25 protein-coding genes and 1 tRNA gene are annotated in these 24,933 nt (G+C 66.5%); 7 read left to right on the forward strand and 19 right to left on the reverse strand.

The genetic code is table 11. From position 1 onward, the window contains the following. Nucleotides 1-40 precede the first annotated feature (40 nt). Nucleotides 41-1,279 (reverse strand): MFS transporter, encoded by a 1,239-nt coding sequence (locus QCD75_RS01285; RefSeq protein ID WP_301224915.1) that lies wholly within the window; start codon nt 1,277-1,279, stop codon nt 41-43. A 157-nt stretch (nt 1,280-1,436) separates the two neighbouring features. Between QCD75_RS01285 and QCD75_RS01290 the strand changes: the two genes are divergently transcribed. The 3 genes from QCD75_RS01290 to QCD75_RS01300 all read left to right on the forward strand — a co-directional run bounded on the left by QCD75_RS01290 (nt 1,437) and on the right by QCD75_RS01300 (nt 4,766). Further along, the gene (locus QCD75_RS01290; protein ID WP_301224917.1) at nt 1,437-1,994 is read left to right on the forward strand and encodes an Lrp/AsnC family transcriptional regulator; all 558 of its coding nucleotides are present in this window, start codon (nt 1,437-1,439) and stop codon (nt 1,992-1,994) included. 7 nt (nt 1,995-2,001) lie between these two features. Further along, a complete protein-coding gene (corA, locus tag QCD75_RS01295) occupies nt 2,002-2,997 on the forward strand; it encodes a magnesium/cobalt transporter CorA (protein ID WP_226762043.1) in 996 nt (331 codons plus the stop codon). 65 nt (nt 2,998-3,062) lie between these two features. Further along, nucleotides 3,063-4,766, forward strand: a complete 1,704-nt coding sequence (locus tag QCD75_RS01300; protein ID WP_301224920.1) for an ABC1 kinase family protein — start codon at nt 3,063-3,065, stop codon at nt 4,764-4,766. 36 nt (nt 4,767-4,802) lie between these two features. On the opposite strand, the gene QCD75_RS01305 is transcribed toward QCD75_RS01300, so the two are convergent. From QCD75_RS01305 to QCD75_RS01340, 8 genes are all read right to left on the reverse strand, one after another. Beyond that, a complete protein-coding gene (locus tag QCD75_RS01305) occupies nt 4,803-5,117 on the reverse strand; it encodes a hypothetical protein (RefSeq protein WP_301224922.1) in 315 nt (104 codons plus the stop codon). Between the two features lie 70 nt (nt 5,118-5,187). Continuing rightward, nucleotides 5,188-6,780 (reverse strand): ABC-F family ATP-binding cassette domain-containing protein, encoded by a 1,593-nt coding sequence (locus QCD75_RS01310; RefSeq protein WP_301224924.1) that lies wholly within the window; start codon nt 6,778-6,780, stop codon nt 5,188-5,190. A 54-nt stretch (nt 6,781-6,834) separates the two neighbouring features. Further along, the gene (locus tag QCD75_RS01315) at nt 6,835-7,938 is read right to left on the reverse strand and encodes a N5-glutamine methyltransferase family protein (protein ID WP_301224926.1); all 1,104 of its coding nucleotides are present in this window, start codon (nt 7,936-7,938) and stop codon (nt 6,835-6,837) included. A gap of 318 nt (nt 7,939-8,256) precedes the next feature. Next, nucleotides 8,257-8,724, reverse strand: coding sequence for a GatB/YqeY domain-containing protein (locus QCD75_RS01320; RefSeq protein ID WP_301224928.1), 468 nt, complete (start codon nt 8,722-8,724; stop codon nt 8,257-8,259). 107 nt (nt 8,725-8,831) lie between these two features. Next, nucleotides 8,832-9,191: a hypothetical protein gene (locus QCD75_RS01325; RefSeq protein WP_301224930.1), complete on the reverse strand. Its 360-nt coding sequence runs from the start codon at nt 9,189-9,191 to the stop codon at nt 8,832-8,834. Nucleotides 9,192-9,401: 210 nt separating this feature from the next. Next, nucleotides 9,402-11,114: an ABC1 kinase family protein gene (locus QCD75_RS01330; RefSeq protein ID WP_301224932.1), complete on the reverse strand. Its 1,713-nt coding sequence runs from the start codon at nt 11,112-11,114 to the stop codon at nt 9,402-9,404. A 5-nt stretch (nt 11,115-11,119) separates the two neighbouring features. Then, complete coding sequence (locus QCD75_RS01335) at nt 11,120-11,662, reverse strand: PadR family transcriptional regulator (RefSeq protein WP_301225103.1); 543 nt, start codon at nt 11,660-11,662, stop codon at nt 11,120-11,122. Nucleotides 11,663-11,759: 97 nt separating this feature from the next. Further along, nucleotides 11,760-12,395 (reverse strand): hypothetical protein, encoded by a 636-nt coding sequence (locus QCD75_RS01340; RefSeq protein ID WP_301224934.1) that lies wholly within the window; start codon nt 12,393-12,395, stop codon nt 11,760-11,762. A gap of 395 nt (nt 12,396-12,790) precedes the next feature. Between QCD75_RS01340 and QCD75_RS01345 the strand changes: the two genes are divergently transcribed. Continuing rightward, complete coding sequence (locus QCD75_RS01345; protein ID WP_301224936.1) at nt 12,791-13,018, forward strand: helix-turn-helix domain-containing protein; 228 nt, start codon at nt 12,791-12,793, stop codon at nt 13,016-13,018. Nucleotides 13,019-13,560: 542 nt separating this feature from the next. On the opposite strand, the gene QCD75_RS01350 is transcribed toward QCD75_RS01345, so the two are convergent. From QCD75_RS01350 to QCD75_RS01370, 5 genes are all read right to left on the reverse strand, one after another. Then, on the reverse strand, nt 13,561-15,288 hold the full coding sequence (locus tag QCD75_RS01350; RefSeq protein ID WP_301224938.1) for a phospholipase C: 1,728 nt from the start codon (nt 15,286-15,288) through the stop codon (nt 13,561-13,563). A gap of 105 nt (nt 15,289-15,393) precedes the next feature. Next, a complete protein-coding gene (locus tag QCD75_RS01355; RefSeq protein WP_301224940.1) occupies nt 15,394-16,416 on the reverse strand; it encodes a DUF6454 family protein in 1,023 nt (340 codons plus the stop codon). 11 nt (nt 16,417-16,427) lie between these two features. Next, entirely contained in the window at nt 16,428-16,637 is a 210-nt protein-coding gene (locus tag QCD75_RS01360) for a hypothetical protein (RefSeq protein ID WP_301224942.1), read from the reverse strand. 94 nt (nt 16,638-16,731) lie between these two features. Continuing rightward, complete coding sequence (locus QCD75_RS01365) at nt 16,732-17,199, reverse strand: PspA/IM30 family protein (RefSeq protein WP_301225105.1); 468 nt, start codon at nt 17,197-17,199, stop codon at nt 16,732-16,734. 135 nt (nt 17,200-17,334) lie between these two features. After that, nucleotides 17,335-19,008: a phosphodiester glycosidase family protein gene (locus QCD75_RS01370; RefSeq protein WP_301224943.1), complete on the reverse strand. Its 1,674-nt coding sequence runs from the start codon at nt 19,006-19,008 to the stop codon at nt 17,335-17,337. Nucleotides 19,009-19,167: 159 nt separating this feature from the next. Between QCD75_RS01370 and QCD75_RS01375 the strand changes: the two genes are divergently transcribed. Continuing rightward, complete coding sequence (locus tag QCD75_RS01375; protein WP_301224944.1) at nt 19,168-19,665, forward strand: hypothetical protein; 498 nt, start codon at nt 19,168-19,170, stop codon at nt 19,663-19,665. Between the two features lie 213 nt (nt 19,666-19,878). Continuing rightward, nucleotides 19,879-20,229, forward strand: coding sequence for a hypothetical protein (locus tag QCD75_RS01380; protein WP_301224945.1), 351 nt, complete (start codon nt 19,879-19,881; stop codon nt 20,227-20,229). A 198-nt stretch (nt 20,230-20,427) separates the two neighbouring features. On the opposite strand, the gene QCD75_RS01385 is transcribed toward QCD75_RS01380, so the two are convergent. The 5 genes from QCD75_RS01385 to galU form a co-directional block, all read right to left on the reverse strand. Next, nucleotides 20,428-20,503 (reverse strand) — tRNA-Ala (locus QCD75_RS01385). A gap of 46 nt (nt 20,504-20,549) precedes the next feature. Beyond that, nucleotides 20,550-21,347: an SDR family oxidoreductase gene (locus QCD75_RS01390; protein ID WP_301224947.1), complete on the reverse strand. Its 798-nt coding sequence runs from the start codon at nt 21,345-21,347 to the stop codon at nt 20,550-20,552. Nucleotides 21,348-21,474: 127 nt separating this feature from the next. Next, a complete protein-coding gene (locus QCD75_RS01395) occupies nt 21,475-22,464 on the reverse strand; it encodes a hypothetical protein (protein WP_301224949.1) in 990 nt (329 codons plus the stop codon). Between the two features lie 117 nt (nt 22,465-22,581). After that, a complete protein-coding gene (locus QCD75_RS01400; RefSeq protein ID WP_301224951.1) occupies nt 22,582-23,202 on the reverse strand; it encodes a GNAT family N-acetyltransferase in 621 nt (206 codons plus the stop codon). A gap of 5 nt (nt 23,203-23,207) precedes the next feature. Further along, a complete protein-coding gene (gene galU, locus QCD75_RS01405; protein WP_301224953.1) occupies nt 23,208-24,125 on the reverse strand; it encodes a UTP--glucose-1-phosphate uridylyltransferase GalU in 918 nt (305 codons plus the stop codon). Nucleotides 24,126-24,222: 97 nt separating this feature from the next. On the opposite strand from galU, the gene QCD75_RS01410 reads away from it, so the two are divergent. Further along, the gene (locus tag QCD75_RS01410; RefSeq protein ID WP_301224954.1) at nt 24,223-24,858 is read left to right on the forward strand and encodes a 5-formyltetrahydrofolate cyclo-ligase; all 636 of its coding nucleotides are present in this window, start codon (nt 24,223-24,225) and stop codon (nt 24,856-24,858) included. Nucleotides 24,859-24,933: the final 75 nt, after the last annotated feature.

Here is a 24,933-nt window from a genome sequence, read left to right on the forward strand (position 1 = left end):
CCCCTCCCAGCCGGGTCCGTCCGGCCCGCAGCCGGGTCCGTCAGGCGCCGCGCAACGCCCCGCGCAGCGTAATGGCGGCGAGGGTGACCGCCGCGATTGAACACAGCACGACGAAGCCGGCAACCGCCGCCTGCAGGCCAACAACACCGGCTGCGAGCCCCAGCCCGATGACGGGCAAGGCGCTGCCGAGGTAGGTGATGACGTAGACGGTGCTGATGATCTGGGCGTGGCGCGATGCCTCGACCTTCCCGGCCACATCGTTGAAGACGGTCCGGAAGGACACCCCCTGCCCGAATCCGGCGGTGATGCTCGCGAGGATCAACAGCCAGGGGCTGCTCCAGGCGGCAGCAGCCGCGATCAGCAGCACCGACACGGCCAGCATGCCAAGCCCGATCGGCACCACGAAGCGCCCCCGTACGGCGGTCAGCTGGCTGAGCGCGGAGGCCCCGAGCGTCAGCCCCGCCAGCAGACCGATCAGCGGCCGTGAATCGGCGTGGACGATCTGGGCGAAATAGCCGGGCGCCAGGGACAGGCAGAACCCGAACACGGTGAAGCTGAGGAACCCCACCGAGGACGCGAGCCAGAAGGCGCCGCGTGCCTCACGGGAAACTGATGGCCGGCGGGGAGCCAGCACACTGAGCGGCTGCGGACCCGAAATCGAAGTGATGGCCGGCCGGGCCTTGAGCAGGTACAGCGGGACCAGCAGCGCGGCCAGGACCAGGGAGTGCAGGTAGTACGGCGTGGACGTGGGCCCCGGCAGCAGCGAGAGCACTCCCCCGATCGCCGGACCGGCCGCCACTCCGCCGGCGGATGCCAGCAGGGTAAACCGCGAGGCCCACTCGGGGCGGCTCGGCAGCAGCTCCCGCAGGGCCGCCGAACTGGCTCCCGTGGCAAGGGCCACCGCAATGCCCTGCAGGGCCCGGCCGGCACACAGCGCGAACAGGCTGTCCGCCATGGCAAAAACGGATCCGCCGGCGAGGCCCACGAGCACCGCGAGGACCAGGGCGGCCCGGCGGCCGATGTGGTCCGACCAGTGGCCGGCCAGGATCAGGGTGGCCACCAGCGCCAGGACGTAGGCGGAAAAGGCCACGGTCACGTCCAGGGCGGTAATGCCAAGTTTGGCCTGCAGCAGCGGGTAGAGCGGCGTGGCGAGATTCGCGCCGACCAGCAGCGTGAAGATCACGACGCCGGCCATCACCAGCCGTGCGGTGGTCGAAGCATCCCAGCCCCAGCGGTCAGCCGTGGCCGGGCGCATGCGGAGTTCGCTGAAGACAGTCATGTCCGTGCCCTTGCGTGGAAGCGGGCCGCGTGTTCCCTGTGGTGGGGGAACCGCCGGCCCGCGAAATATTGGATACCTAAAGAATGCGGCATTACTGACCCCACGGGCTGAACTCCATGCGAAAATTGATCAAAACAGTCAATGAGCTGTTGACTGAATGAACCGGAGTGATGATTTGAACAGCCTGGACCCCACCGACCTGAAGATCCTGCTCGAACTGATCCGGGATCCGCGGATCCAGATCGGCGAACTCAGCGAAACACTGGGCATCGCCCGCAACACCGCGCAGTCCCGTGTGCGCCGCATGCAGCGTTCGGGCCTGCTGCACGACGGAGGCCGCGAGATCGATCTTGAAGCGGTGGGTTATGACGTCGTCGCCTTCGTCACGATCGAGGTCAACCACCGGGAACTCGACGGCGTGGTGGGCGCCTTGCGCCTGATTGCACAGGTCCTGGAAGTCCACGAGATCTCCGGACGCGGCGATGTGTGGTGCCGCGTGGTGGCCACCGACACGCACAACCTGCAGGCCGCCTTGCGTTCGATCCTCCGGATCAAGGGCGTCATCCGGACCGAGACGGTCCTCGCCCTGCACACGCACATCCCGTACCGCACCGAACCGCTGATCAGCCGGCTGGCCCAGGGCAGCTCCCTCGTTCCCGGCCGGGCCGCGTCGCGCCGGTCCGGTTCCGACGAACCCCAGGTAAACACTGGATAATGTCCCGGTGACTATCATCGACAACGCCGTCTACGTTGACGGCATCCGCAGTGCCGAGCCGCGGAACCTCGAGCAGACCTTTGAGACCCTCACCGAGCACGGGGGCATGGCCTGGATTGGCCTGTACCGGCCGACGTCGGACGAGATGGCTGCCGTGGCGGCCGAATTCAACCTGCACGGGCTGGCGGTGGAGGATGCGATTTCCGCGCATCAGCGCCCCAAGCTGGAACGCTACGACGACAACCTGTTCACCGTGCTCCGGCCCGCACGGTACCTGGATGAAACCGAGACGGTGGAGTTCGGCGAACTGCACGTCTTCACCGGCCGGAACTTTGTGGTCACCGTCCGCCACGCCGAGACGGGGGTGGTGCGCCAGGTCCGGCGCCGGCTGGAGCGGCGCCCGGACCTGCTGTGCCACGGCCCCGAAGCCGTCCTGTACGCGCTCATGGACCAGGTGGTGGATGACTACGGTCCCGTAGTGGCCGGGCTGGAAAATGATATTGACGAGATCGAGGACCAGCTCTTCAGCGGCGACCCCCTCGTGTCCCGGCGCATCTACGAACTCGCCCGCGAGGTCATCCATTTCCAGCGCGCCATTCATCCGCTCCCGGCGATGATGCAACAGCTCCGGCGCGGCTTCGAAAAGTACCACGTCGACACCGAACTGCAGCACAGCCTCCGCGACGTCGAGGACCATGTGGAGCGGCTGATCTCCCGCGCTGACTCCTTCCGGGACCTCCTGCAGAACGCCCTGACCCTCGACGGGACGCTGACGGCCAACCGCCAGAACGAGGCCAGCGCCGAGCAGAACGAGCAGGTCAAGAAGATCTCTTCCTGGGCGGCCATTTTCTTCGCGCCGTCATTCGTCGCCGGCATTTACGGGATGAACTTTGAGCGGATGCCCGAACTGCAATGGACCTACGGCTATCCGATGGCAATCGGGCTGATGGCCGCCACCGCCACGCTGATGTACACCATCTTCAAGAAGAAAGGCTGGCTCTAGCGGGCGTCTCCGGCGCCCGGCCCCGCGGCAGGCAGGGCCGCAACACCGCCGTGTAGTCTGGCGTCATGAGCGCGCGGCGGGACCGGTTCCGGGACATCGTGGAGACCCTGACGAGGCATGGGCTGGGCTTCGCGCTGGGAAGTCTTGGGCTGGACCGGCTCCGCCCTGCCGACGCAACCCTGCGGCAGCACCGGCTTCCGCCCCGGGGCGTGAGCATGCCGGTACGGCTCCGGCTCGCCCTGGAGGACCTCGGCGCGGTGTACATCAAGTTCGGCCAGATCGTGTCCACGCGCACCGATGTGCTGCCGCCGGAATACGCCACCGAACTCGCAAGGCTCCAGGACGATTCCCCTCCCATTGCTGCCGCCGAAGTCCGCGCCGTGATCGCCGAAGAGCTCGGTACCGCGGCGGAACTGCTGCTCGAGTCACTGGACGACTCGCCCCTCGCCACCGGATCGATCGGCCAGGTCCACTGCGGCCGGATCATTGTGGAAGCGCAGGACGCCGAACCGGGCCTCTCCGGTGACGCCGCCGGCGGCGGCCAGCCCGTCGACGTCGTGGTCAAAGTCCGGCGCCCCGGCGTCGTGTCCCAGATCAATGAGGATCTGGAGATCATGGCCGAACTGGCGAAACGGGCGGAGCGGGCCTCCGCCAGGGCCGCCGGCCTGCATCTGGCAGCCCTCGTGGACGAGTTCTCCCAGACCCTGCGCGCGGAGCTGGACTACGTGCAGGAAGCCCGGAACGCAGAGCAGTTCGCCGCGAACTTCGCGGGCGACCTCCGCGTCCACATCCCCCGGGTCTTCTGGGCCACGAGCACCTCACGGGTCCTCACGCTGGAACGCATCCGTGGCATCAAAGTCAACGACGCCGCCGCGCTGCGGGACGCCGGGATTGATGCCGGGGAGCTGGCCCGGACGGCCTGCAGCGTCCTGCTCAAGATGGTGTTCGAGGACGGTTTCTTCCACGCCGACCCGCATCCGGGCAACTTCTTCGTGGAGGACGACGGGCGCCTCGGCATCATCGACTTCGGCATGGTCGGCCACGTCAGCGACTCCACGCGCGGCCAGCTCGTCCGGATGCTGCTCGCTGTGGTGGAGCAGGACTCCGCTCGGCTGACCACGGCCTTGGTCCGCCTGTGCGGGGCACAGTCGGACGGCGGATTTGGCGAGCTGCAATCGGCCCTGGGCCGGCTCGTGGACCGCTACGCCGGCCGGCCGCTCGCGGAGGTTCCGATTGTGGCGGTGCTGACGGAACTGGCGGCCCTGCTGCGCGCCCACAAGCTGCGGCTGCCGCGGGACATAGCCCTCATGCTGAAGATGCTGGTGATGGCGGACGGCCTGGGCAAACAGCTGGATCCCGGATTCGAGCTGACCACCCAGCTGGGCCCCTTCACGCAGAAGATCCTGCTCGGCTCGCTCTCGCCCGAGGCACTCGCGGACCGGCTCAAGAAGCTCGGCCGGGAAGCCCTGCGCCTCGGGACGGACGCGCCGGAGATCATCCGCCGGATGGTGGATGTCCTGGAGCGCGGTGGCATCGACATCCATTTCCGGGTCGATGAGCTGGACCGGCTGATGGACAAGGCGGACAAGACCGGGAACCGGATCGTCGCCGGACTCATCACCGCCGCCCTGATCAATGCCGTCGGGGACCTGGTGTCGGTCCAGCCCGACCGCTGGCGGAACTGGCCGAAGACCCTTTTCGCCGCGGGCGTCGGCGGGGTCGGCGCCCTCGGGGCCTACCTTGCCCTGACCTCCCGGAGCCGGAAGTAGCCGTCGGCCACGTCGGGACTGTCTGCACAGGGATCGTCAGCGGCGCTGCCGTGCCTGCGCGAGCAGCCGGCTGAACGCCAGGACGAAGACGGCCTCGATCAGCACCATGAGCCCGAGCAGCAGCCACTGGCTTTGGCCAATGAAGACCACCGCACCGATCACCACCAGGATGGTTCCCAGGGCCAGGGCGTAGACGGCGAAGCCGATGGCCACCTTCGCGCTGCGGACGCCCGTGCGGAAGCCGAAGCCTACGGGTTCACCCCCGGGGTATCCGCCCACGCGGTCGGGCCCGGCCGGCTTGAGGCTGTCGAACTCGTCCCACGGGTCGCGGTCCTGATCCTTTTTGGTCATGCTCCCATTATCCCGCGGCGACGGCGGTCCGCAGGGTTCCGGTTGCCCGCAGTCCGCGGGCTGATCGCCCCTACGCGGCGCGGACGTCGATCTCGCCCGGTGCCGCACCGTCAGCGCCGAACACCAGGTGGCGGTTGGCGATTTTCTCGCTGAAGAACCGGTCGTGGCTGACCACCACGACGGCCCCGGGGAAATGCACCAGTGCCCGTTCCATGACCTGGGTGCTGGACATGTCCAGGTGGTTGGTCGGTTCGTCCAGCAGCAGCACCGAGGCGCCGGAGAGCAGGCACTGTGCCATGGCCACCCGGGCCTTTTGCCCGCCGGAGAGGTTCCCGATTTTCTGTTTGAGGTCCGCCTCGGAGAACTGGAACATCGCGAGGAACCGGTTGACGGACTTCTTCGTGGCGCTGAACGCCAGGCTGTCCGGGAGCGCGTTGACCGCGTGGGACACCGTGTCGGCGTCGTCGAGGTCCTCCAGCATCTGGTTGTAGGAAACGAAGCCGGGCCCCTTGGCCCAGGCCACCTCACCGGCGTCGGCTTGCTCTTCGCCGGTCAGGACCTTCAGGAGAGTGGACTTGCCGCTGCCGTTGGAGCCAAGGACCACAATCCGGTTGCCCCGGCGGATCTCGAAGGACAAGTCGTCGAAGAGCAGCTTCTCGCCGTAGGACTTGCCCAGTCCCTCCACCCGGCAGAGGACATCCTTGACGTGCAGGCCGCCATAGATCTCGGTGACGATCTGGTCGACGGGCCGCGGTGTGCGGGACTTCTTGATCTTGGCCAGCTGGTTCCCCAGCCCGCCGCCGGCCGCCTTGGCTGCCTCGCGGCGGTCGGCGATCCCTTCGGCTTCAAAGGCCAGGAGCTCCGATTCGTGCACGAACTGCTGCTCCAGGGTCTTGAGCCGGAACTGTTTCTGCACGACGTATTCGCCGAAGCTGCCCGGGTATTCGTGCAGGTGGTAATTTTCCACCTCGATGATCCGGGTGACGACGGCGTCGAGGAATTTCCGGTCGTGCGAGACGATGATCGCGGCGCCCTTGAAGTCCCGGAACCAGCTTTCGAGCCATTCGACGCCGGCCACGTCCAGAAAGTTGGTGGGCTCATCCAGCAGCAGCACATCGGGGCCTTCGAGCAGGATCTTGGCCAGGGCCGCACGGTTGCGCCAGCCGCCGGACAGCTCGTCGATCGCGCAGTTGCGGTGGGCCTCGTCGAAGCCCAGTGTGGTGAGGACGGTGTCGATGCGGCGCGGGTAGTCCCAGCCGTCGAGCCGGTCCACTTCCTCGAACAATTCGGCCTGGCGGCCGATCAGGCGGTCGAGTTCGGCTGCCGCCGGGTCAGCGGCGATGGCAGTGTCAATGTCAGCCAGTTCGGCCTCAATCGCCTTGATCCCGGTGAACAGGGCGTCGAGCACGTCAAGAATTGTGGCTTCCCCGTTGAGTTCTGAGAACTGGGAGAAGTAGCCCACCTTCGTGCCCAGTTCCAGGGTGACGGTGCCGGTGTCGGGGGTCACCTGGTCTAGGACCAGTTTGAGGATGGTCGTCTTGCCGGAGCCGTTCTTGCCGATCAGGCCCACCCGGTCGCCGGTCTCGAGGCGGAAGAATGCCTCCCGGAGAATCTGGGTGTTGTCGAAGCGCACGCTGACGTCTTGCAGCCGGATCAGGCTCATGGGTATTTCTCTTTCGATGTGGGGTCAGAACGGCATGGGCGGCGGAGCGTGGGACTAGCGGGTCGCGAGCCGCCACAGCGAGGTGACCTCGGCCGCCCGGGCCGCGAACAGAGGATCGTTGCGGTCGGATGCCTTGGGGTGGGTTGGCTTGGTGTCTAACCGGTCCAGCACCTTCAGCCCGGCCGCCTCGATGGCGCCAACCAGCTGGTCGCGGGAGCGCAGGCCCAGGTGTTCGGCCAGGTCCGAGAGGATGAGCCAGCCCTCACCGCCAGGCTCCAGATGGTCGGAAAGCTCGTTCAGGAAACGGAACAGCATCCGGCTGCCGGGGTCGTAGACGGCATTGTCCAAGGAAGAATGCGGGGTGGCCGGGATCCACGGCGGGTTGCACACGATGAGCGGCGCACGGCCGGCCGGGAACATGTCGGTCAGGACTGCCTCCGCACGGTCCTGGACCCCTAGATTAAGGAAGTTCTCGACGGCGCAGGCAACCGCGCGGGGTTCATTGTCCGTCGCCACCACGCGGTGCACGCCGCGGCGGGCGAGGACGGCAGCGAGCACCCCGGTGCCGGTGCCGACGTCGAACGCCAGCACGTCAGACGGCAGCGGAGCGGCGGCCAGCAGACCGACATACTCGCTGCGGGTCGGGAAGAACGTGCCGTAGTGCGGATGGATGCGTTCCTGCAGGGCATCGACGTAGACGCCGTTGCGCCGCCACTCGTGTGCGCCGATTGCCCCGACCAGTTCGTGGAGGGACACCACCGAGGGCTCGCTGATGTCGCCGTACGCTTCCCCGGCGGCCTCCTGGATATCCGGGGAGCGCCGCAGCGGCACCACCGGGCCGGGGTCAAGCGGGATCAGCAGCAGGCCGAGAATGCGTGCGCGGTGCGAGCGGGACTGCCGGTGCCGGTAGAACTCGTCGGCCGGGGTGTCGGCGGCTTTTTTCTTCCCGGTGCCCACCCGCCGGTCCAAGGCGTTGAGGATCTGCCGGGCGTTGTGGAAGTCGCCCTGCCAGAGCATTGCGATGCCCTGGGACGCCATCCGGTTCGCCTCATCGGCGGTGAGGGAGTCGGTGACAACTTCAACGCGGGCGGGTGCGGGCCTTCCGTTCGCGGACCGCCATTGGGCCGTCCGGCTGTGGCCGGCCTCGGCCCATGTCACGACGGCAGGCTCATCCGTTGCGGCGGCGTGCGGGGACGCGGGGGCGGGCGTCGGGACTGCCAGGGGGCTGTCCGGTACTGCGGTTGCGATAAGGGTTCCAATCCCAGAGTCCGAGGGCGGATCGGAGACTGACGTTTGCGGCGGGATTCCGCGACGCCGGGGGAAACGGTCCGGGGTTTCGGACAGCCGTCCGGTCACGAACCGCGCTTGATAATGGCGGATACTGCCATTCGACGCACCTTCTCAGGATACAGGCGACTGCCGGCAGGAATCAGCCGTCCTGCCCGGGCTGCGGATTCCCGGGCGGGACAGGCTGTGTCACTGCGGGATGCGGCTGCGCACGATCTCGCTGACGGCCTTGCCGTCGAAGCGTCCGGCGACCTTCGCGGTCACCGGCTTCATCACCGCGCCCAGCTGGCGCATGGTCAGCTCGGTGCCATCGGCCGTGAGGCCACCGATCACCTCGTCGACGATCGCCTCCACCTCGGCGGCGGTGAGTGCCTTCGGCAGGTACGCTTCGATGATTTCGGCTTCGGCGATTTCCGCCGCGGCCCGCTCGGACTCCCCCGCCTCGGTGTAGATGCGGGCGGTGTCGCGGCGTTTGGCGGCTTCCTTCTGCAGCAGCGACGTCACCTGGGCGTCGTCCAGCACGATCGGGGTCTTGCCGGACTTCTCGCGGGTCTCGATTTCGCCCAGGACGTTGCGAACCGTAGTGAGTGCAACCTTGTTGCGGTCCTTCATGTGGCCGACGACGTCGGCGTGCAGGCGTTCTTTCAGGGTGGTCATGATTCTCCTCGTCTCACTGGACAGGATATCGGGCTGCGCTAGGTTGCATGGCGGCGAGGGGAACTCGCCCACAGGAGGATGTGGCCCGGGTGCGATCTCGCGCGTGCTCAGAAACGGATGCGGCGCACCCGGACCGTAACGCCGGCGATGGTCCCGGCCAGTCCCAGTGGGACGGCGGACAGCGCCCCGAAGTGCGGCAGCAAGCTTCCGCCGGCTACAAGATTGAGCCCGCCGATGACCACGCCCGGAGCCGCGACCATAACGGTGACCCACAACGGATCGCCCCGGTACCGCGACCAGCCGGCGGCACCCAGGCCAAGAATGGCTCCGGCCAGGATGAGTGTGCTGCCCAGCCGGTCCCGTTCAATGGCGTTGGTGACTGTCCCGAAGTAGAGCGTTTGGCCCAGCCCCAGGCAGAGCAGGACGATTCCCGCGGCTGCGGCGCCGGCCCACGCCGTCCGGGCCACGACGGACGATCCTTTAATGGGGCTCCTGCGTCTTTTTGGTGAACTGGAACGTAGCGGTCTGTGCCCTCGTTGGGCGTTAAGGGTCACGGGCCGCCACGGCCTCGTCCGATTCGTAACTGTATGTGTCCAACATAGTGGGCGATCGGAACGAGGGGGTCCGGTGGATACGGACGGCCCGGCCCTGAACGTGACTGGACAGAACCTATGCGCTCAGAGGCCGCTGCGGCCCGCCCACAGCCCATGCAGCAGGGGAACCACCGACGCGATCATCAGCACACTGCCGAGAACCAAGTCGTCGGCCCGGACCACAGAACCTGCGATGAGCAGGGCGCCGAAAACCAGCGCCGATGCCGATCGCTGTGCCGTGCGGTCGAGCCGTGCCACCTGCCGCTCGAGGCGCGGACTGGCAACGGACAATGAACCGTCCTCGATGCGGGTGAGGAGCCCTTCCAGACGTTTCGGCAGGCCCAGGGCCAGCCCTGCGGCATCGAACGCCTGTTGAGCCAGGTCCTGCACGATGTTGCCACGCTCGTCGCGCAGCAGCTGCGCCGCATAGGGTTCGACCGAGTCCCACAGATTGAACCGGGCGTCCAGCGAGCTGCTGACACCCGATGTCAGTGACATCGCCCGGATGATGAGCAGGAAGTTCTCCGGCAACTGGAACGGCAACGAGCGAACCACGTCACCGAATTCCACCGCAAAATCACGGAACTCCCGCGGGTCCACCTCGCGCAGATCCGCGAAGCCCATTCCGCCGAACCGGGCGAAGAGGTGCGTCATTGCCCGCTCAAGCTCGACCGTGTCGGCCGAGGGCACCAGCACACCCACGTCGCTGATCGCGGTCATCAGCCCCTTGCCGTCCCGCGCGGCGGCGGCAATGAGCAGTTTCCGCAGGCCGCTGCGCGTGCTCGCCGGGACCTCGCCCATCATGCCGAAGTCGATGAACGTCAGCTTCCAGGGGCGCTCTGTGGACGCGACAGCAGCCGGAGTGACAAAGATATTGCCCGGGTGCGGGTCGGCGTGAAAAAAGCCGTTCGTGAACATCTGGTCGAACATGACCGACGCGAAAACCGGGGCAACCTGGGCCGGATCGATGCCCGCCGCGCGAAGCGCCTCCGCGTCCGTGATCTTGATCGCCGTGACGTCTTCGAGGGTAAGCACGCGCCGGGTGGTCCGCTCCCAGACGACGTCGGGCACACCCACCCGGTCGTCGTCGGCGAAATCATCAGCGAACCGCACCGAATTCTCCGCCTCATGCAGGTAGTCGATCTCCTCAAGACTGGTCTGCGCAAACTCCTCGACCAGTGCGGGCATGTCGGCGCGGTCGGAGACCAGGCGCACGTGGCTGAGCCAGCCGCCCACTTTGCGCAGGGCCGCCAGGTCGACGTCGACAATGGCGTCGATGCCCGGTCGCTGGACCTTCAGCACCACATTGTCGAGGCCGGTGTCGGCGGCATCGCCCGGGAGAAGCCTCGCCCGGTGCGCCTGCCCGAGGGACGCTGCTGCGATCGGCGTCTCCTCGACCGAGGCGAACAACTTCTCCAGCGGCGCACCCAGCTCCGCCTCGGCAAGGCTGCGGATCGCGGAGAACGGCACCGGGGGCACCTCGTCCTGCAGTCCCTCAAGTTCCTTGGTGATCTCGGGCGGAAGCACGTCGAGCCTGGAGGACAGGAACTGACCGACTTTGATCATCAGGCCGCCAAGGTCCACTGCGAGCGCATGAAAGCGCTGCGCGAAGCGAAGCATCCTCTTCGCCCGGGTGCGCTCCGCGACCCTGACCAGCCCGATCCGGGGCAGGAACAGCTCAAACCACCAGGTCACTGCGAGATGCCAGGCGGCGAAGCGCAGGATGCGGCGGTAACGGGCACGGGTGTTCCCGGCGCCGGGTACCGGGTCTGCCCGGTCCCGACGAACCGACGCCACCCCCGTCAGTCCTGGGCGAGGATCGAGTACAGCCGACGACGTGCGTCGTTGAGCACCGTCACGGCCTCCTGCACCTGCTCCCGCGAGCCGGTGCGACCCACCTGGGATGCGGCCTGCGCGAGCTCGACGCCCGCTTTGGGCAGCGCCGCGAACCCGGTGCCCGACGCCGGGCCCGTTGACTGCCATGGCGCAGACTCATCGGTACCGGCTACATCCTCCCGGCCCGCTTCAGTCAGTGAGTAGATCTTGCGGCCGTTGGATTCCTCGGCGCTGATGAACCCCTCATCGGCCAGGAGCTGCAGCGTTGGGTAGACAGAGCCGGCGCTGGGCTTCCAGCTGCCACCGCTGCGCTCCTCGATTTCACGGATGATCTGATAGCCGTGCATCGGCCGCTCCGCGAGCAGGGCCAGCACCGCCGATCGCACCTCGCCTCGACCGGCCCTGGTGCCCGAGCGCTTCTCAAACCTTGAACGCAGCTCCTCAACGGCCTGCCACATGCCGTCGACATTGTTGCCGCGAAAGCCGCCTGCCGGGTGTGAATTACGCATCATGCTCTCCTCTGTGGACCGCGAACGATATACAACGATAGTCAACGATACATCCCGACTCCCGGTCGCCGTCACGGACCCCAGCAATCCCCATTCCCTAGCTGTACTTCAGACTGAGCAGCAGAGCCTTCAGCCGGGCGTACTGTTCGGTGCCCATCCAGGCCTTCGCTGCGCCGGGCGAAGTGAAAGCCTGCCGGGTGGGTGAATCGCCGAAGATGACACTGGCGGTCAGGATCCCGTTGGGGAGCCACACCTGATTGGACCCCGAGGAATCGACCGGGGCCAGGAACTCGGAGGCCCGCCGGACGTCCATGAAGTAGTGGGCGGGGCCCGTGGTCCCGGGGTACTCGTCATAGGCAAAGCCGAATTCCGTAGCCTCCCCCCGCTTGTCGTTGATTGCGGGCACCGGTGCGTGATCCAAGACCGTCCGCTTCGCCGGTCCGGCAGCGCCATCACCGTACGTGCCACTGAGGACGCTGGCCACCTCCTGGCCGGACTGATCCGTGATGACCGCGTCGAAGGAGTTCCTCTGCGCCTCCTGACTAAGTGCCGGGCCCGGCTTGGTCTTGATGCTCCACCCGGCCGGGTAGGAAAAGGAGATGTGGCCGTCCGGGAACGTGTAGATCCGCATCGCCGGGGGCGCCGCAGCAGGAGCCGTGGGCGCGGGCGCCGGCACGGGCACGGTGGTCGCCGGTACTGCGGAACCGGATGCGGAACCGGTTGCAGATGGCAAGGCACCCGACTGCGTGCCCGGTCCTGCCTGGCCACTTGATGGCGCCGGAGTGCCGCACGCCGTGGCGGCCATGAGCCCGGCCAGGGCGGCAGCACTCAAAGTGGTTCGAACAGCGGCAGGCAGAGTCTTCACGGTGTCCCCCATGGATGAATCAGCAACGCGGCGGCAGTCTGCTGACCGTCACCATGCGCAGATCATAGCTGGGACAGTTTCCGGGCCAAAGTGTTATCAATGTGCCTAGCCATGCAGCCAGCGGTTCAAAATCCCCTGCAAATGGTGGAGCTAAGGAGATTCGAACTCCGGACCTCTTCGAGGCGAACCGAGATTGACGCTGGTGCACTCCATCTCATGCAAAAAGTGACACCCGTCGGGGAAAACGGCGAATAGAGGAATGCATGAATACTGAACGCAATATCAAAACGATCCACAGGATGCCGGCGGAATTCTTGACGCGGGTTGAAGCCGCGCTCTACCTGCGTCGGTCCCCCGGGACGCTTGCCAACTGGGCCACCAAACGTCAGGGGCCCATCTTCCATCGCTTGCTCGGCGGCGCCGTGGTTTACGGCGCGGAAGACCTCGCCGACTGGCTTGAGGTACAACGCGTTTTGCCGAGCGCAGCATAATGGCCAACCACAAGATAAGCCCCGGCTCGTGGGACGGGATGTCAGAGCCAGCGAAACTGGCAAAGAACCTCTACAGGACGACAGGGCGTTACAGGACGTTGGACGGACTCCGTCGCCCGCAACGTTTTGCGACCGGCAGCACGCCACGCAAAGCCAAAATTGCCCTGCAGGCTGTCTTCGAGAGACTGGCTGCCGACGACCGGGCCAAGAAGAAAGCCGCCGACGAGAATGCAAAGACGAGACGCCAACAGGGGGTGAGACGCAGTTTGAGCCGCCCGGCCTGGACGCGTACTCGTGCCGCCGAACAGGGCCCGGAACTCAAGGCCGGCGAAGGCACCGCCTCCTTGGTGACCTCCGAGGTGTTCCTGGACGGTGGGCTCACCCGTCACGGGATCGCTCAAGCCCGATCGCGCACCTGGCCGCCGCGGCCTGAGCGTCCCGTCCTGCTCCTATGAATCGGATGCCAAACGCCACCCGGCGGTTAGCCCGGTGGCGTTTTGTGGTGATGCAGCGCTGACGATCAGGTCCGGAGTCCCTGGGTTTTAATTCCCGAAGTCCTTGCCGTCCTGATTGTCGGATTTGTCGTCTTTGCCTTTGGTGATGGATTCGACGGCGCCGGTTTGTTCATTGAGCAGGACCTTGTCGGTGCGCAACTTGTCGAAGTTGAACATCCCGTTCACTGAGCCGGCGGTGGCGTCTGCGGAGGCGTCTCCGATCTGGCCGGTGTGCCAGTTGTCCTCGATGAACCGCAGGATCGATGCCTGGTCCGTTTGGGTGTGGTCCACGGAATTTTTCTTCGCGTAGGGGGAGATGACCACCAGCGGCTGGCGCGGGCCGGGTCCGCAGCGGTCAGCGTAACCGCCGGCCATCGGCACTCCGCCGGCTGCGGCGTTTTGGCACCACGCGGCGTCGTCGGTGGTGTTGGAGGAGTTCTTCACCTTGGCGGCGGCGTGGTCGTACCAGCCGTCCGAATCATCGTAGGCGAGGACCACAGCGGTGTTTTCCCAGTTCTTGGACTTCTGGATCTCGTTCACGGTGTTGGTGATGAACTTCTGCTCATCGACCGGATCAGAGTAGCCTGCGTGTCCGTCCTGGGACATGCCCGCCTTCAGGAAGGACACCGCCGGCATGTTGTCCGTGTTGACGACCTTGTTGAACGAGCTGAGGTCGTACTGGTGGTTCGCCTGGCCGTTGTGGCCGATTTCCGCGTCGGACGCCGGAGCCGCGTGATGCGGGTTGGCGGTGGAGGCGTAATACTGGAACGGCTGGTGGTGCGGGGAGTAGTCCACGACGCTCCCGCCGGCCGCATTCGTGTGGCTGGACAGGCACGAAGCCGGGGTGGTCTCAGTCGCGGCGCTCGTGGGGGTGAAGCCGCCCTGGAACCAGCCCCAGGAGGTGCCTTTGGCGTTGAGCAGGTCGCCGATGTTCTTCCCGGCCATGCCGGCCAGGTTGTTTGTCTTGGCGTGGCTGTTGTTCGAGCAGTCGTCGTGGACCGGGTCCGGGTCGTTGATGACGGTCCCGACGCCGTTGGCATCGGGCTGGCGGACAACGCTGCTTCCTGCTGCCGGAGTGGCCACGGGCTGCCCGGCGGCGGTGTATTCGGTGGCGCCGTGGGTCTGGCCCGAGACGAGATTCAGGGCGCCGGGGGTGGAGGGGCCGAAGGCGGTGCTGAAGTGGTTATCGCTCATCGAGTAGTTCTGGGCGTAGTTCCAGATCCCGGTAACGGTGTTGCCGTCGTAGTAGTCCATGGTCAGCCCGGCGCGCCCGTACTGGTTCGTGCCGCAGGAATCGCGGCTGGTGAACTGGACAAACTTGTCCATCGCCCCGCCGTTGTAGGCCTTCTGCTCGGCGGTGTAGTTGTGGTCCTGATCGCAGGTGACAGCCTGCATCGGTGAGAGCCGGGCCGGCTGGGCGGCGTTGGGGTTGTTCGGTGCCAGCAGTCCGGCGGTGGCCAGGGTGTTGATGTCCTTGGGCGTGTTTTTCGCGGCGGTGAAGGCTGCCGCCGGGGTGCCGGTGCCCTGCTGGGTTTCCCCGGGGGTGTTGGCGGCCTTGGGGTAGGTGGCGAAGTAGTGGTCGAAGGAGACGTTCTCCTGGAAGATCACGACCACGTGTTGGATCGGGGTCGCGGTGCCACCGTGGTTTTCGCCTGCGGTGGCGGGGCCTGCGCCCACGCCAACCAGGCCAGCGGTGAGCGCCGAGGCCCCCAATGCTACTGCGCCGGTAGCGGCGGCGATCCGCTGCCGGGTGAATCGTTGTGCTGAGTGAATCATGGAATGTCCAATCGTTCCTGTTCAGGGGTGGCTATAGCGGGCGGCCAGCGTCCCTGGGCTGCGCTTGTGGCCCGTCAGCCACCGCAGTCCGAGACCCGGCGCGGGTTACTTGGCGGCGGTGACGGCGGCTTCGTAGGTGAGGATTTCGGTGCCGTTGCCTTCGTCGCCGTTGTCCGGGGCGACCTTCATGGTCAGGTGGTTCCCGTCGGCGGTCATCTTGAACGGGTTGCGGGTGGCGACGTGCCCGGCGGTGGACCACTGCTGGAAGGGAACGTCGCGGATGACGCCGTGGGTCTTGAGGTCGATCATCGCCATACCGCCGAGTTCGTAGGTGGCAGCGGTGCCTCCGGCTGCCGGGGTCTGCGGGAGGTTGGTGATCCCGTCGCAGAGCATCTTGGAGTTGGGCACGTACTGGCAGTCCTGGTAGTCGATGAAGTAGTTCGGGTTCTCCCAGGTTGATAGCTGTTTGCCCTGCAGGTCCCATTCGGCGAAGCGGCGCGAACCCCAGGTGTTGCCGACCAGGTGGCCGGTCTGCTTGTCCATCACGATGCCGCCGAAGTGGTCTTTGACCTCGAACTGCTTGTGCACATCCAGGGAGTTCGCGTCGACGCGGTAGATGATGGCGCTGCTGTCGGGTCGGTACTGGGCCACGGGCACCCAGACGTTGGTGCCGTCGAAGTCAATCCCGCCCGGGTGATACATGTCGCCTTCGCCCAGGATGATGTCCTTCTGCAGGTTCCCGGCCTTGTCCATGACGAAGAGGTGGCCGACGCCCTTGCCCGGGGTGCGGTCGAAGCCGCCCTGCGGGGTCGGGAACTTCACGGTCGGCTCGGTGATCTGCACGGCCGAGAGGAAGATGTGGTCCTGGCTGTAGGCGATGCCCTCGGTGTGGTACGTCGGGAAGTTCAGCTTCAGCTTCGAGGTCTGCTGCCACTTCGTGTTCCGGTCAACACTGTTGAACGCGTCGGCCAGGGCAGTGTCCGTTTCGGCGTGGGCGCCGGACCCGGCGCCGCCCTGCTGGTCGTTGTTGCCGGCGGCCTGGGCGGCCACTGTGCCGCCGATAGCGGACGCGGCCAGGACGATGGCTGCGGCGGCCGTGAGGATGCCTCGGGTGCGGGTGGCGCTCATGGTGGAGCCTCTCAAAAGGGGTCGGTTCGCATCAACAGGTCGTTACGGTACTTCCCGGTCATGAACCACCGGGGCGGGCTGATGAACAGCAGGTTGCCGAGGGCGGCCCTGGCTAGTTCGGCGTCCTGCCGGCTGGGATATTTCGCCTGGTCCGCATGTTCAGCCGAGCCGGCGGCGTTTGCGTGGGAATCCGAATTCGCGTTCTGGATCAGCGTGGGCATGCACCTCGACGAACAAATAGCCCTCAACGGATACCCATCCTGACCACAAAATGCCCCGGACCATTGCTGGCGCCGGGGCATTTTGTGATCATTCTCAGGCGTCGAGTGACGTCTGCGGGCTCCCTGACTTCAGCGCGGCGAGGCGGGCCTCCACTTCGGTCTGCTCACCGAGGTCTTCCAGGGACGCGAACTGGGACTCCAGCGAGGAGGAGCCCAGTTCCTGCTCGCCGCGGACGGTGGCCTCCTGGCGGCGGATCTTCTCCTCGAACCAGCTGATAGAGGAGGTAGGGTCCCCGGCGGTGACGGCGGCCATCGCGTCGTGGATCTGGGACTGGGCCTTGGCGAGGTTGTCGAACTTGTCGGCGTCCGCGGCGTTCCCGGCGGAGCGGTACTCGTCGGCCCTGTGGGATGCGGCGATGGTCTTGCATCCCCACTCGGTGGCGTCGGCGACGGCGGTCCTGTGCTCATCCTCGGCCAGGCGCAGGCTGCCGATGGTCTGGGCGACGGCGGACTCGGCTACGGCTTCGGCTTCGGCTTCGGCTTCGGCTTCGGCTTCGGAGATGTTCCAGTAGGCGGGCGATTCGAATCGTATGTGTCCGGCGCTCAGGATTTCCACCAACCTCAAGACCCACGACAGGGCCTGTATGGTTCCAGGCCCTGTCGTGAGACTCTGCCGGTTGTCGCCGGCACGCTTGCTCTACTTGGTTGCGTCCCGCAGCAGATCGTCTTTGCGGGAGGGGAGCACGAGGAGGGCGTCCCCGACGGCCCGTTCCGCACCACCGGAGGGGCTGTTGAGGACGGTTCCGCGGGCAACGGCTGTTGTTGAGCCACCGCCGTCAAGGTTCATGGCCTGGACCATGCCCAGGGACGAAGCGACGTCGGCTTCTTCCTTGAGGCTCAGCCCGAGCGAGGCAGTTGAGCGTCCGTCGGCGGTGACCAGCAGGGTGTTCCCCTGGGCATCGGTCCCGGCGAAGGTGCGGGGGTTCCGCTTGTGGACCCAGCCATAGTAGAAGCTGTTCCCGTCGTTGGGGTGGACCATGCCGTCATGCTTTACGGTGACGTCTTCCTTCCCGTTCTTGATGAGCACTGGGCCGCCATTGACGATGCTGGTGGCCGTGTCCGTGTGGACGGTTTTCCCGTCCTGGCCGGCGAGGCCGGTGCCGATTTTGAGCTTGGCGCCCACCGGGGCGAGTGCACGGAGTTTGGCGACATCGTTGCCGATGGCCTGGACGGTGTGGCCGCCGGCGGGAACGGACTCGCCGCGGGTTTCGGAGACGGCGGCGACGGTGTCGTGGCTGTCCACCGCGACTTCAAGACCGGGGCCGGCGGGAGTGGTCGGTCCGAAGTCCGGGGTGAAGGTGACAATCTCATTGGCGTTCGTGCAGGTGACGTCATGAAGCGCGAGCGGGGTGGGCAGGTCGTGTGCACCGCCGCAGTTGCGGATCAGGCCAGGGACCCGGTCAATGCCGTCCAGGGCCGTCTCACCGGAGGTGGAGGAAAGGGACCCGGCCCAGGTGAGGCGCTCGATGCTGGTCGCGTTCTTCTTCCCGTCGATGACGAGGGCGGGGCGGTCCGCGACAGGCTCGCTGAGGGTCTTGCCGCCGTAGACACCGACACCTGCAGGGTCGCCTTCGGCGCCGGCCTTCGGGTCAAAGACGAAGTAGCCGGCGTTGACCCCGGCGATGGCGTGCGCATCGGCCGCCAGCTGGCTGGTTGTTTCCCGTTTCTCCAGGTCCGGGCCGAACGAGGCGGCGAGCTCACCCTTGTACGACTTGGGGTCGATCGTGATGACTTCAAGGTTCCACGGTCCGCGGGTCTTCGTGCTGGTGTCCGTGTCGCCGTCCCAGCCGGTATAGATCACCGAGGAGGCAAACCCTGCCGCCTTGATCTTGGCGACGGTGGCGTCCCCGGCGGCCTTCGCGGTGAAGTCGCCGGCCCGGACCCGGTAGCCCAGATCGCCGCCGGCATCAGCCAGCTGTGGGGACTGGACGTGTTCGACGCGGGCGTCGACGCCGGCGGCTTTGAGCTTGTCGGCGGTGGCCTGGGCCTTGGCTTGGCTGGAGAGCGCCGAGGCTGGCGCATCTGGATCCGGCGAATCGGAGGGAATGGCCACTTCCGCGGTCCAGAAGAGTGCGGAGTCCGCCCCGCCGCGGCTGATCTTTGTCAGTGTGACGCCCGGGGCCAGTGTTGTCACCGTCCGGTTTTCGGGCAGATCGGTAGCTCCGAGGTTGAGGTGGACGGGCTGGCCCGGGCCGTTGTCGCTCCTCTGTCCGTCGTCGGCCTGGGTGGGGCCGGGGCTGAGGAACGCCGAACAGACGGCGAGGATCAGCCCGCCGGTCAGGGCGCTGCGGTGCGTGAGGGGGGATTTCATGCATCCAACGTATAGAGGCCTGACTGCCGGACTCGACCAATAGTCGGACATGGAGGGTCTATTGCCCGAATCTTCACCGCGCGTTCACGCGAGGCCGGCGAGTGAGCGGATTTCTGCGGGCCGCACATATGGGGGGTACCCACTACCCGAGGAGTTCCCATGGCCGTTGGCCGCAAGTACACCGTTGTTGAAGCTGATTTCTACGACGAGCAGGAAGGCCTGACCGTCGGCGCCGTCGTCGAGGCAGTGCCGGCCGAGAACGCCCGGCAGCTCCTCGTCACCCAGATCGTCGGTGTGGATTTCCCGCTCGAAGAGCCCACGCTGAACCATCCGGGCCTGATGACCCTTTTCGACGCCGGAGCGGAGACCCGGACCCTCGGCGAATCCCAGCCCATCCTCACGATGGAACTGGCGGACGGCAAGGACCTGAAGGACCGGCTGCAGCACGGGCCGGTGACCGGGAACGATCTGGCCGTTTGCACGTACGGACACGGCAGGCATCTGGACCGTCCCTCCCGGCATCCACCAGGCTGCGAAGGTCGCCGAATGGCGCGGAAAAATGTGGTGACCACGTGGTTGGTTCCTGTGTGGGTCCCGATTTTCTCCGATTCGGCCGGTTTTGGGCGGGAGAGGCACCGCGAGGCTCCGCACACATGAGACCCATGACCATCGACAAGATCCTGAACTCCGTTGACGCCTACCGTCCGGAACCTCGCCGCCGTGCCAGGGAGTTGGACGCGCTAGGGAAAGCATCGCCGTAGTTTCCGGTCCTGAGCTGGTCAAGAACATCGGGCAGGGGCTCAAGGACTTATTGCAAGGCGCAGTCCTCACCACCGAGGAGGTCCGGGCCGACATGCGGACAGATTCGCCATGAACGACTTCTGGGACGAGAACGCCGGCATTACGACCACCCAACAGGAAACAGCCCGAGCGATTGCAGCGAATGCCGCGGCGCGGTCCCTGATGGACGCCTCCTCGCTGACCGCCGCCGCGGTGGCGGAACGCCTGCACCTGCCACTTCTGACAATCCAGAGCGTCGCAGCCAGTGGGCTGCTGCACTCCTACCCGGCCAATGGGCAGACGGTGTTCCCTGCCTGGCAGTTCAACACTGAGGGGACCGCTCTGATCCCTTCGCTCGGGGACGTCCTCTTTGCCCTGCCACATGACCTGCCCCCGCAGTCAGTGGCTGGATTCTTCCTAACGGCGACCCTCGGCCTTTGAGATCAGTTCGGCATCGCGCATCCAACGGTGCCCGGATCACCGCCCGGGCGGACTACAACCAGTGGAGCGTCGGCCGCTGCCCTCGCTACGCCGGGCGCATGACACAGAAATTTTCGGCCCACAATGGATCGAGCTAAAAGCCAAAGTGTTATCAAAGTGTTTATTCCAACGATGCAAAGGTTCAAAAACCCCTGCAAATGGTGGAGCTAAGGAGATTCGAACTCCTGACCTCTTCGATGCGAACGAAGCGCTCTACCAACTGAGCTATAGCCCCGAAGCAACGCCGGTCCAGAAGGAACGGCGTTGCCGGTGTCCCTAGGCTACAAACTATCCGCGTTCATTGCCAGCCAGCCGCGAAAAGTCTCACCGGCGTGGCGTCCCTCCGGCACCAAATTCAGCCCCGCGCGCAGGTATTTGCCCATCGCGCCGGGCAGCGGGAACCGGACAATCCGTCCGCGGGAGCCGGTGGCGGCCTTCCATTGCCGGGCGAACTCCCCCATCTCCTCGATCTCCGGGCCGCCGATGGTCCGGACGCCGTGCCGCGGGCCGGCCGGTTCAAGCGCCGCCTCCAGCAGGGCCGCCGCGACGTCGGCGGGTGCAATCGGCTGGAACCGGGCACCCTTGATCACCGGGATGATCCGCAGCTTCGAGCCGGCAGCGAAGATCGCCGCGAGGAGGGAGTGGAACTGCGTTGCCCGCAGCGCGACGGTCTCCAGTCCGGACCGCTCGTAGATCTGTTCCTTTGCCGCCTTGGAGGCGTAGTAGCCGAAGCTGCTGCGGTCGCAATTGACGATGGACAGGACTGCGGCCCTCTCCACGCCGGCATCCTGCGCGGCGGCAAGCAGCCGGGCGCCGCCGTCGGCGAATTCTTTCAGGGCCTTTCCGGACCTCCCCTCCAGGCAGTCAATCACGACGTCGGCCCCGACGAGTGCCGCTGCCAGCCCCTCGCCGGTGCTGACGTCCGCGGCGAAGTATTCCGCGCCGTCGGTCCGGACCGGTGAGCCGGCGGGAGGCGGGTTCCGGCTGATCACGGCGACCCCGTGGCCGGCCGCGATGGCCCGACGCACGACTTCCCGGCCCACCTGGCCGGTTCCTCCGGCAACGCAAATCCGTGTCATGTCCTGAGGCTACCGGCCCGCGCCTGATTCCCCGCCGTTTGGACCCGCCGGATATTTGGCCGGGAGGGCGCAAAAAAGCCCCGGGCTGCCATGGCTGGCTGCCCGGGGCTCTGAAATGCTTGGTTTTTCAGGCCCGGCGCCGCTGCAGGACGTCGTCCAGGTTGCTCAGGGCACTCTGCGCCTTGCCCAGGGGCTTCGATTCGGAGTCCAGGCCGGAGTTGCCGGCCGGCGTCTGCGGAAGGCCCTGCTTGAGCGACGGCTTGCCGACGGCCTTCGGGGCTTCCGGCAGGTCAAGCGGCTCGGGTGCGGCCCGCTCGGCCTTCGGTGCCTCCACATAGGTGGGTTTGGGGACGTCCACCGGCTCCCAGCTGGATTCTTCAGCGCTCCGGAAGGCCTGGGGGCCGCCGCGGAAGGAGGTGTCGCCGGAGGCAGCGGCTTCCGCCAGGGCCGCCTGGCGGAGTTCCTGGGCGGTCAGCGGCTTGGGTGCGGGCTTGCGTTCGGCGGTGTGGGCCTGGGCGTCAAAGAGCGGGCTCTCGGGCCGTTCGCGCGGCTCCTCCGCCGGATAACGCTGCGGGGCGCGCTCCGGGGCGGGACGGACCGGATGTGTGGGCGCTCCCATGGCCTCGCGGAACACGGCGTTCATTTTGCGGCGTCGGTCCCGGACCGCGAGCCAGCGAAGCGTAAAGACGGCAGCCACAGCGCCGAGCAACGCGACAACGGGCAACCAGACTGACCCGAGGCCGAAGAGCCGCAAGGCTGACGACACAACACCCGTGAGCAGCGAGAGCAAGCCCGTCAGGGCGAGAGCCAACCGGCCATAACGGATCTTGAAAGCCGGGCCGGGGCCCCCAGGCTGGGGGCCGCCGTCGAGCACGCTGGTTCCCGGGACGGACTCGGGGCGCTGGGTACTGGTCATGGGTTTCTCCTGCTGGGCCGCCATCTTCATGACGGTCCCGGCTTGCGGGGCTGCTGTTTCTCGATCGATGACGTCCGCCACGAGCTCGCCCGCGGGCTGCAGGTGGTGCTGTCCGTTCCGGAGGATGTAGGGGGCAACCCACACAATCCAGAGCGCAACAGCAATGACAAGGATCACAGAGCTGCTTAGAGGGATGTCCACATCAAAACCGTATGAGCAATCCGCGGCACGGGGCCGCATTGTCCCCGGTGTGTCGCGGGGGAACTGGCAATTGACTGGATTTACGGCGAAAGGGCTGGTCGGGAAGGTGCTGGCCGGCTACGCGGGGCGGCTTTGTTGCCAGCGTGCCAGCAGCCCTTCCGGAACTTCCTCCGAGGTCAGGGCAAAGCTCCGGTGATCGGCCCATTCCCCGTTGATGTGCAGGAACCGCGGCCTGTAGCCCTCGTCACGGAAGCCCAGTTTCTCGACCACCCGGAGGCTCGGCGCATTTTCGGGACGGATGTTGATCTCCATCCGGTGCAGCCCCAGGACCTCGAAGCAATAGTCCGTCGCCAACGCCACGGCAGTCGGGGCAATTCCCCGGCCCGCACGGTCCTTGTCCACCCAGTAACCCAGAGTGGCCATCATCGCTGATCCCCACACGATCGAGGACACCGTCAGTTGTCCCACAATCACAGGTTCCCGAGAGCCGGGCGTCCGCTCGGTGATCACGAACGGGAGGGCCGTGGCCAGGGCGGCCTGTGATTTGAGGGAACGCACCATCTGGCGGTAGTCGGGAAGGCCGCCCCCGGGGATGGGGTTGGACGCTTCCCAGGGGGCAAGCCACTCCCGGTTGCGGGAGCGGACCCCGGACCATTCCTTGCGGTCCCGGTACCGGATCGGGCGCAGCACGACGTCGCCGCTTTCCAGCGTAACCGGCCAGGTGTAGCTGCCCCCCACCGGAACTACTTGGTCGGGCTGGGAGCGAGGGTCGAGGCGAAGCCCGGCAGCCATTCGCGCAGGCCGGGGCCGAGATCGTCACTGTCGCAGGCGAGCTGAACACAGGCCTTCAGGTAGCTGAGCTTGTCGCCGGTATCGTAGCGGCGGCCGCGGAAGACCACGCCGTACACGCCGAAGCCTTCACCGTCACCGGAGGCGAGCTCCTGCAGCGCGTCCGTGAGCTGGATTTCGCCGCCCCGGCCGGGATCGGTGCGTTCCAGCACCTCGAAGACCGCCGGGTGCAGGACGTAACGGCCAATGATGGCGAGGTTGGACGGGGCATCTTTGACGTCCGGCTTCTCGACCAGGTGCTTGATGCGGACGTATTCTTCGCCGCCGATCGCTTCGATGTCGGCGCAGCCGTAGGCACTGATCTCGGAGGGTTCGACCTCAATCAGGGCGATCACCGATCCTCCGGTCTTTGCCTGGACCTCGATCATGGTGCTCAGCAGTTCGTCGCGGGCGTCGATCAGGTCATCGCCTAGCAGCACTGCAAACGGCTCGTAGCCGACGTGCTGCTTGGCGCGGAGGACTGCGTGGCCCAGGCCCATCGGGTCGCCCTGGCGCACATAGTGGATGTCACCGAGATTGCTGGCGTCCTGGATGGACTTGAGTTTGTCAGTGTCGCCTTTGGCCGCAAGGGTGGCTTCCAGCGTGGGGACGCGGTCGAAGTGGTCCTCGAGCGCGCGCTTGCTGCGGCCGGTGATCATCAGGATGTCGTTCAGCCCTACTTTGACGGCTTCCTCCACGACGTACTGGATGGCCGGTTTGTCAACGACTGGCAGCATTTCCTTGGGCATGGCCTTCGTGGCCGGAAGGAACCTGGTTCCGAGGCCGGCTGCGGGAATGACGGCCTTACGGACGGGAGCGTTGGGTGTAGTCACTCGACTAATCTAACGGAGGGACCAAACATTGGGTAATCATTCGGGCTGCCAGGAGCCGCTGCTTCCCGGGACCGCATGACACAAGGGACGGGGCATCATGGCGTCGAAGGAAGAGATCCGGGCCAGCCATCGGGCGCGGCGTGCCCTAGTGACGCCGGCCGCGCTGCAGATCGCCGGGGCGGGCATCGCACGGCACGGACTCGCCTGGGCAACAGAGCTGACCCGCGGCACCCCAGGCATGTTCGCCGCCTATCTTGGCGTGGGTTCCGAGCCGCCCACCCTGGACCTGCTGACGGCGCTGCACGGGGCCGGGCACCGGATCCTGCTGCCGGTCTGCGAACCCGGGCTGGCGCTGAGCTGGGTGTACTGGACGCCGGCCTCCGAGTTCGTCCGGAGCCGCTACGCGCCGATCCTGGAGCCCGCCGGGGAACGCCACGACACAGCCGTTATGCGGCACGCCGACGGCATCATCCTGCCGGCCACCGCCGTCGACTTTTCCGGCAACCGGATCGGCCAGGGCGGCGGCTATTACGACAAGTTCCTGGCTGCCCTGGCTTCCGTCATCCCTGCCGGGACTCCAGCGTCCGACGGCGGGCCGCTGCCGTCGCTGCCGAGCGCCGCCGTCGTGTACGACACCGAGGTGCTGCCGGCCGGCAGCATCCCGGCAGAGTCCTTCGACCGGAAGGTGGCGGCAGCATTGACGCCGGCCGGTCTGCTCCGACTGCAGCGATAGGGCTCAAGGTGGGCGCCCGGCGGGGGTGATAGAATTAGCACTCAGGCCCTGCGACTGCTAAGGGACGGATTCCGC

The organism is Arthrobacter sp. PsM3 (genome assembly GCF_030433895.1).
Classification (GTDB): domain Bacteria; phylum Actinomycetota; class Actinomycetes; order Actinomycetales; family Micrococcaceae; genus Arthrobacter.

Coding starts and splice junctions, on each gene's coding strand:
- QCD75_RS01305 (WP_301224922.1), bottom strand. CDS start 5,117: ATGACCAAAAAGGATCAGGACCGCGACCCGTGGGACGAGTTCGACAGC.
- QCD75_RS01375 (WP_301224944.1), top strand. CDS start 19,168: ATGGCCGTTGGCCGCAAGTACACCGTTGTTGAAGCTGATTTCTACGAC.
- QCD75_RS01410 (WP_301224954.1), top strand. CDS start 24,223: ATGGCGTCGAAGGAAGAGATCCGGGCCAGCCATCGGGCGCGGCGTGCC.
- QCD75_RS01335 (WP_301225103.1), bottom strand. CDS start 11,662: ATGCGTAATTCACACCCGGCAGGCGGCTTTCGCGGCAACAATGTCGAC.
- QCD75_RS01370 (WP_301224943.1), bottom strand. CDS start 19,008: ATGAAATCCCCCCTCACGCACCGCAGCGCCCTGACCGGCGGGCTGATC.
- QCD75_RS01310 (WP_301224924.1), bottom strand. CDS start 6,780: ATGAGCCTGATCCGGCTGCAAGACGTCAGCGTGCGCTTCGACAACACC.
- QCD75_RS01350 (WP_301224938.1), bottom strand. CDS start 15,288: ATGATTCACTCAGCACAACGATTCACCCGGCAGCGGATCGCCGCCGCT.
- QCD75_RS01345 (WP_301224936.1), top strand. CDS start 12,791: ATGAATACTGAACGCAATATCAAAACGATCCACAGGATGCCGGCGGAA.
- QCD75_RS01285 (WP_301224915.1), bottom strand. CDS start 1,279: ATGACTGTCTTCAGCGAACTCCGCATGCGCCCGGCCACGGCTGACCGC.
- QCD75_RS01320 (WP_301224928.1), bottom strand. CDS start 8,724: ATGACCACCCTGAAAGAACGCCTGCACGCCGACGTCGTCGGCCACATG.
- QCD75_RS01355 (WP_301224940.1), bottom strand. CDS start 16,416: ATGAGCGCCACCCGCACCCGAGGCATCCTCACGGCCGCCGCAGCCATC.
- QCD75_RS01300 (WP_301224920.1), top strand. CDS start 3,063: ATGAGCGCGCGGCGGGACCGGTTCCGGGACATCGTGGAGACCCTGACG.
- QCD75_RS01390 (WP_301224947.1), bottom strand. CDS start 21,347: ATGACACGGATTTGCGTTGCCGGAGGAACCGGCCAGGTGGGCCGGGAA.
- QCD75_RS01360 (WP_301224942.1), bottom strand. CDS start 16,637: ATGCCCACGCTGATCCAGAACGCGAATTCGGATTCCCACGCAAACGCC.
- QCD75_RS01380 (WP_301224945.1), top strand. CDS start 19,879: ATGAACGACTTCTGGGACGAGAACGCCGGCATTACGACCACCCAACAG.
- QCD75_RS01290 (WP_301224917.1), top strand. CDS start 1,437: ATGAACCGGAGTGATGATTTGAACAGCCTGGACCCCACCGACCTGAAG.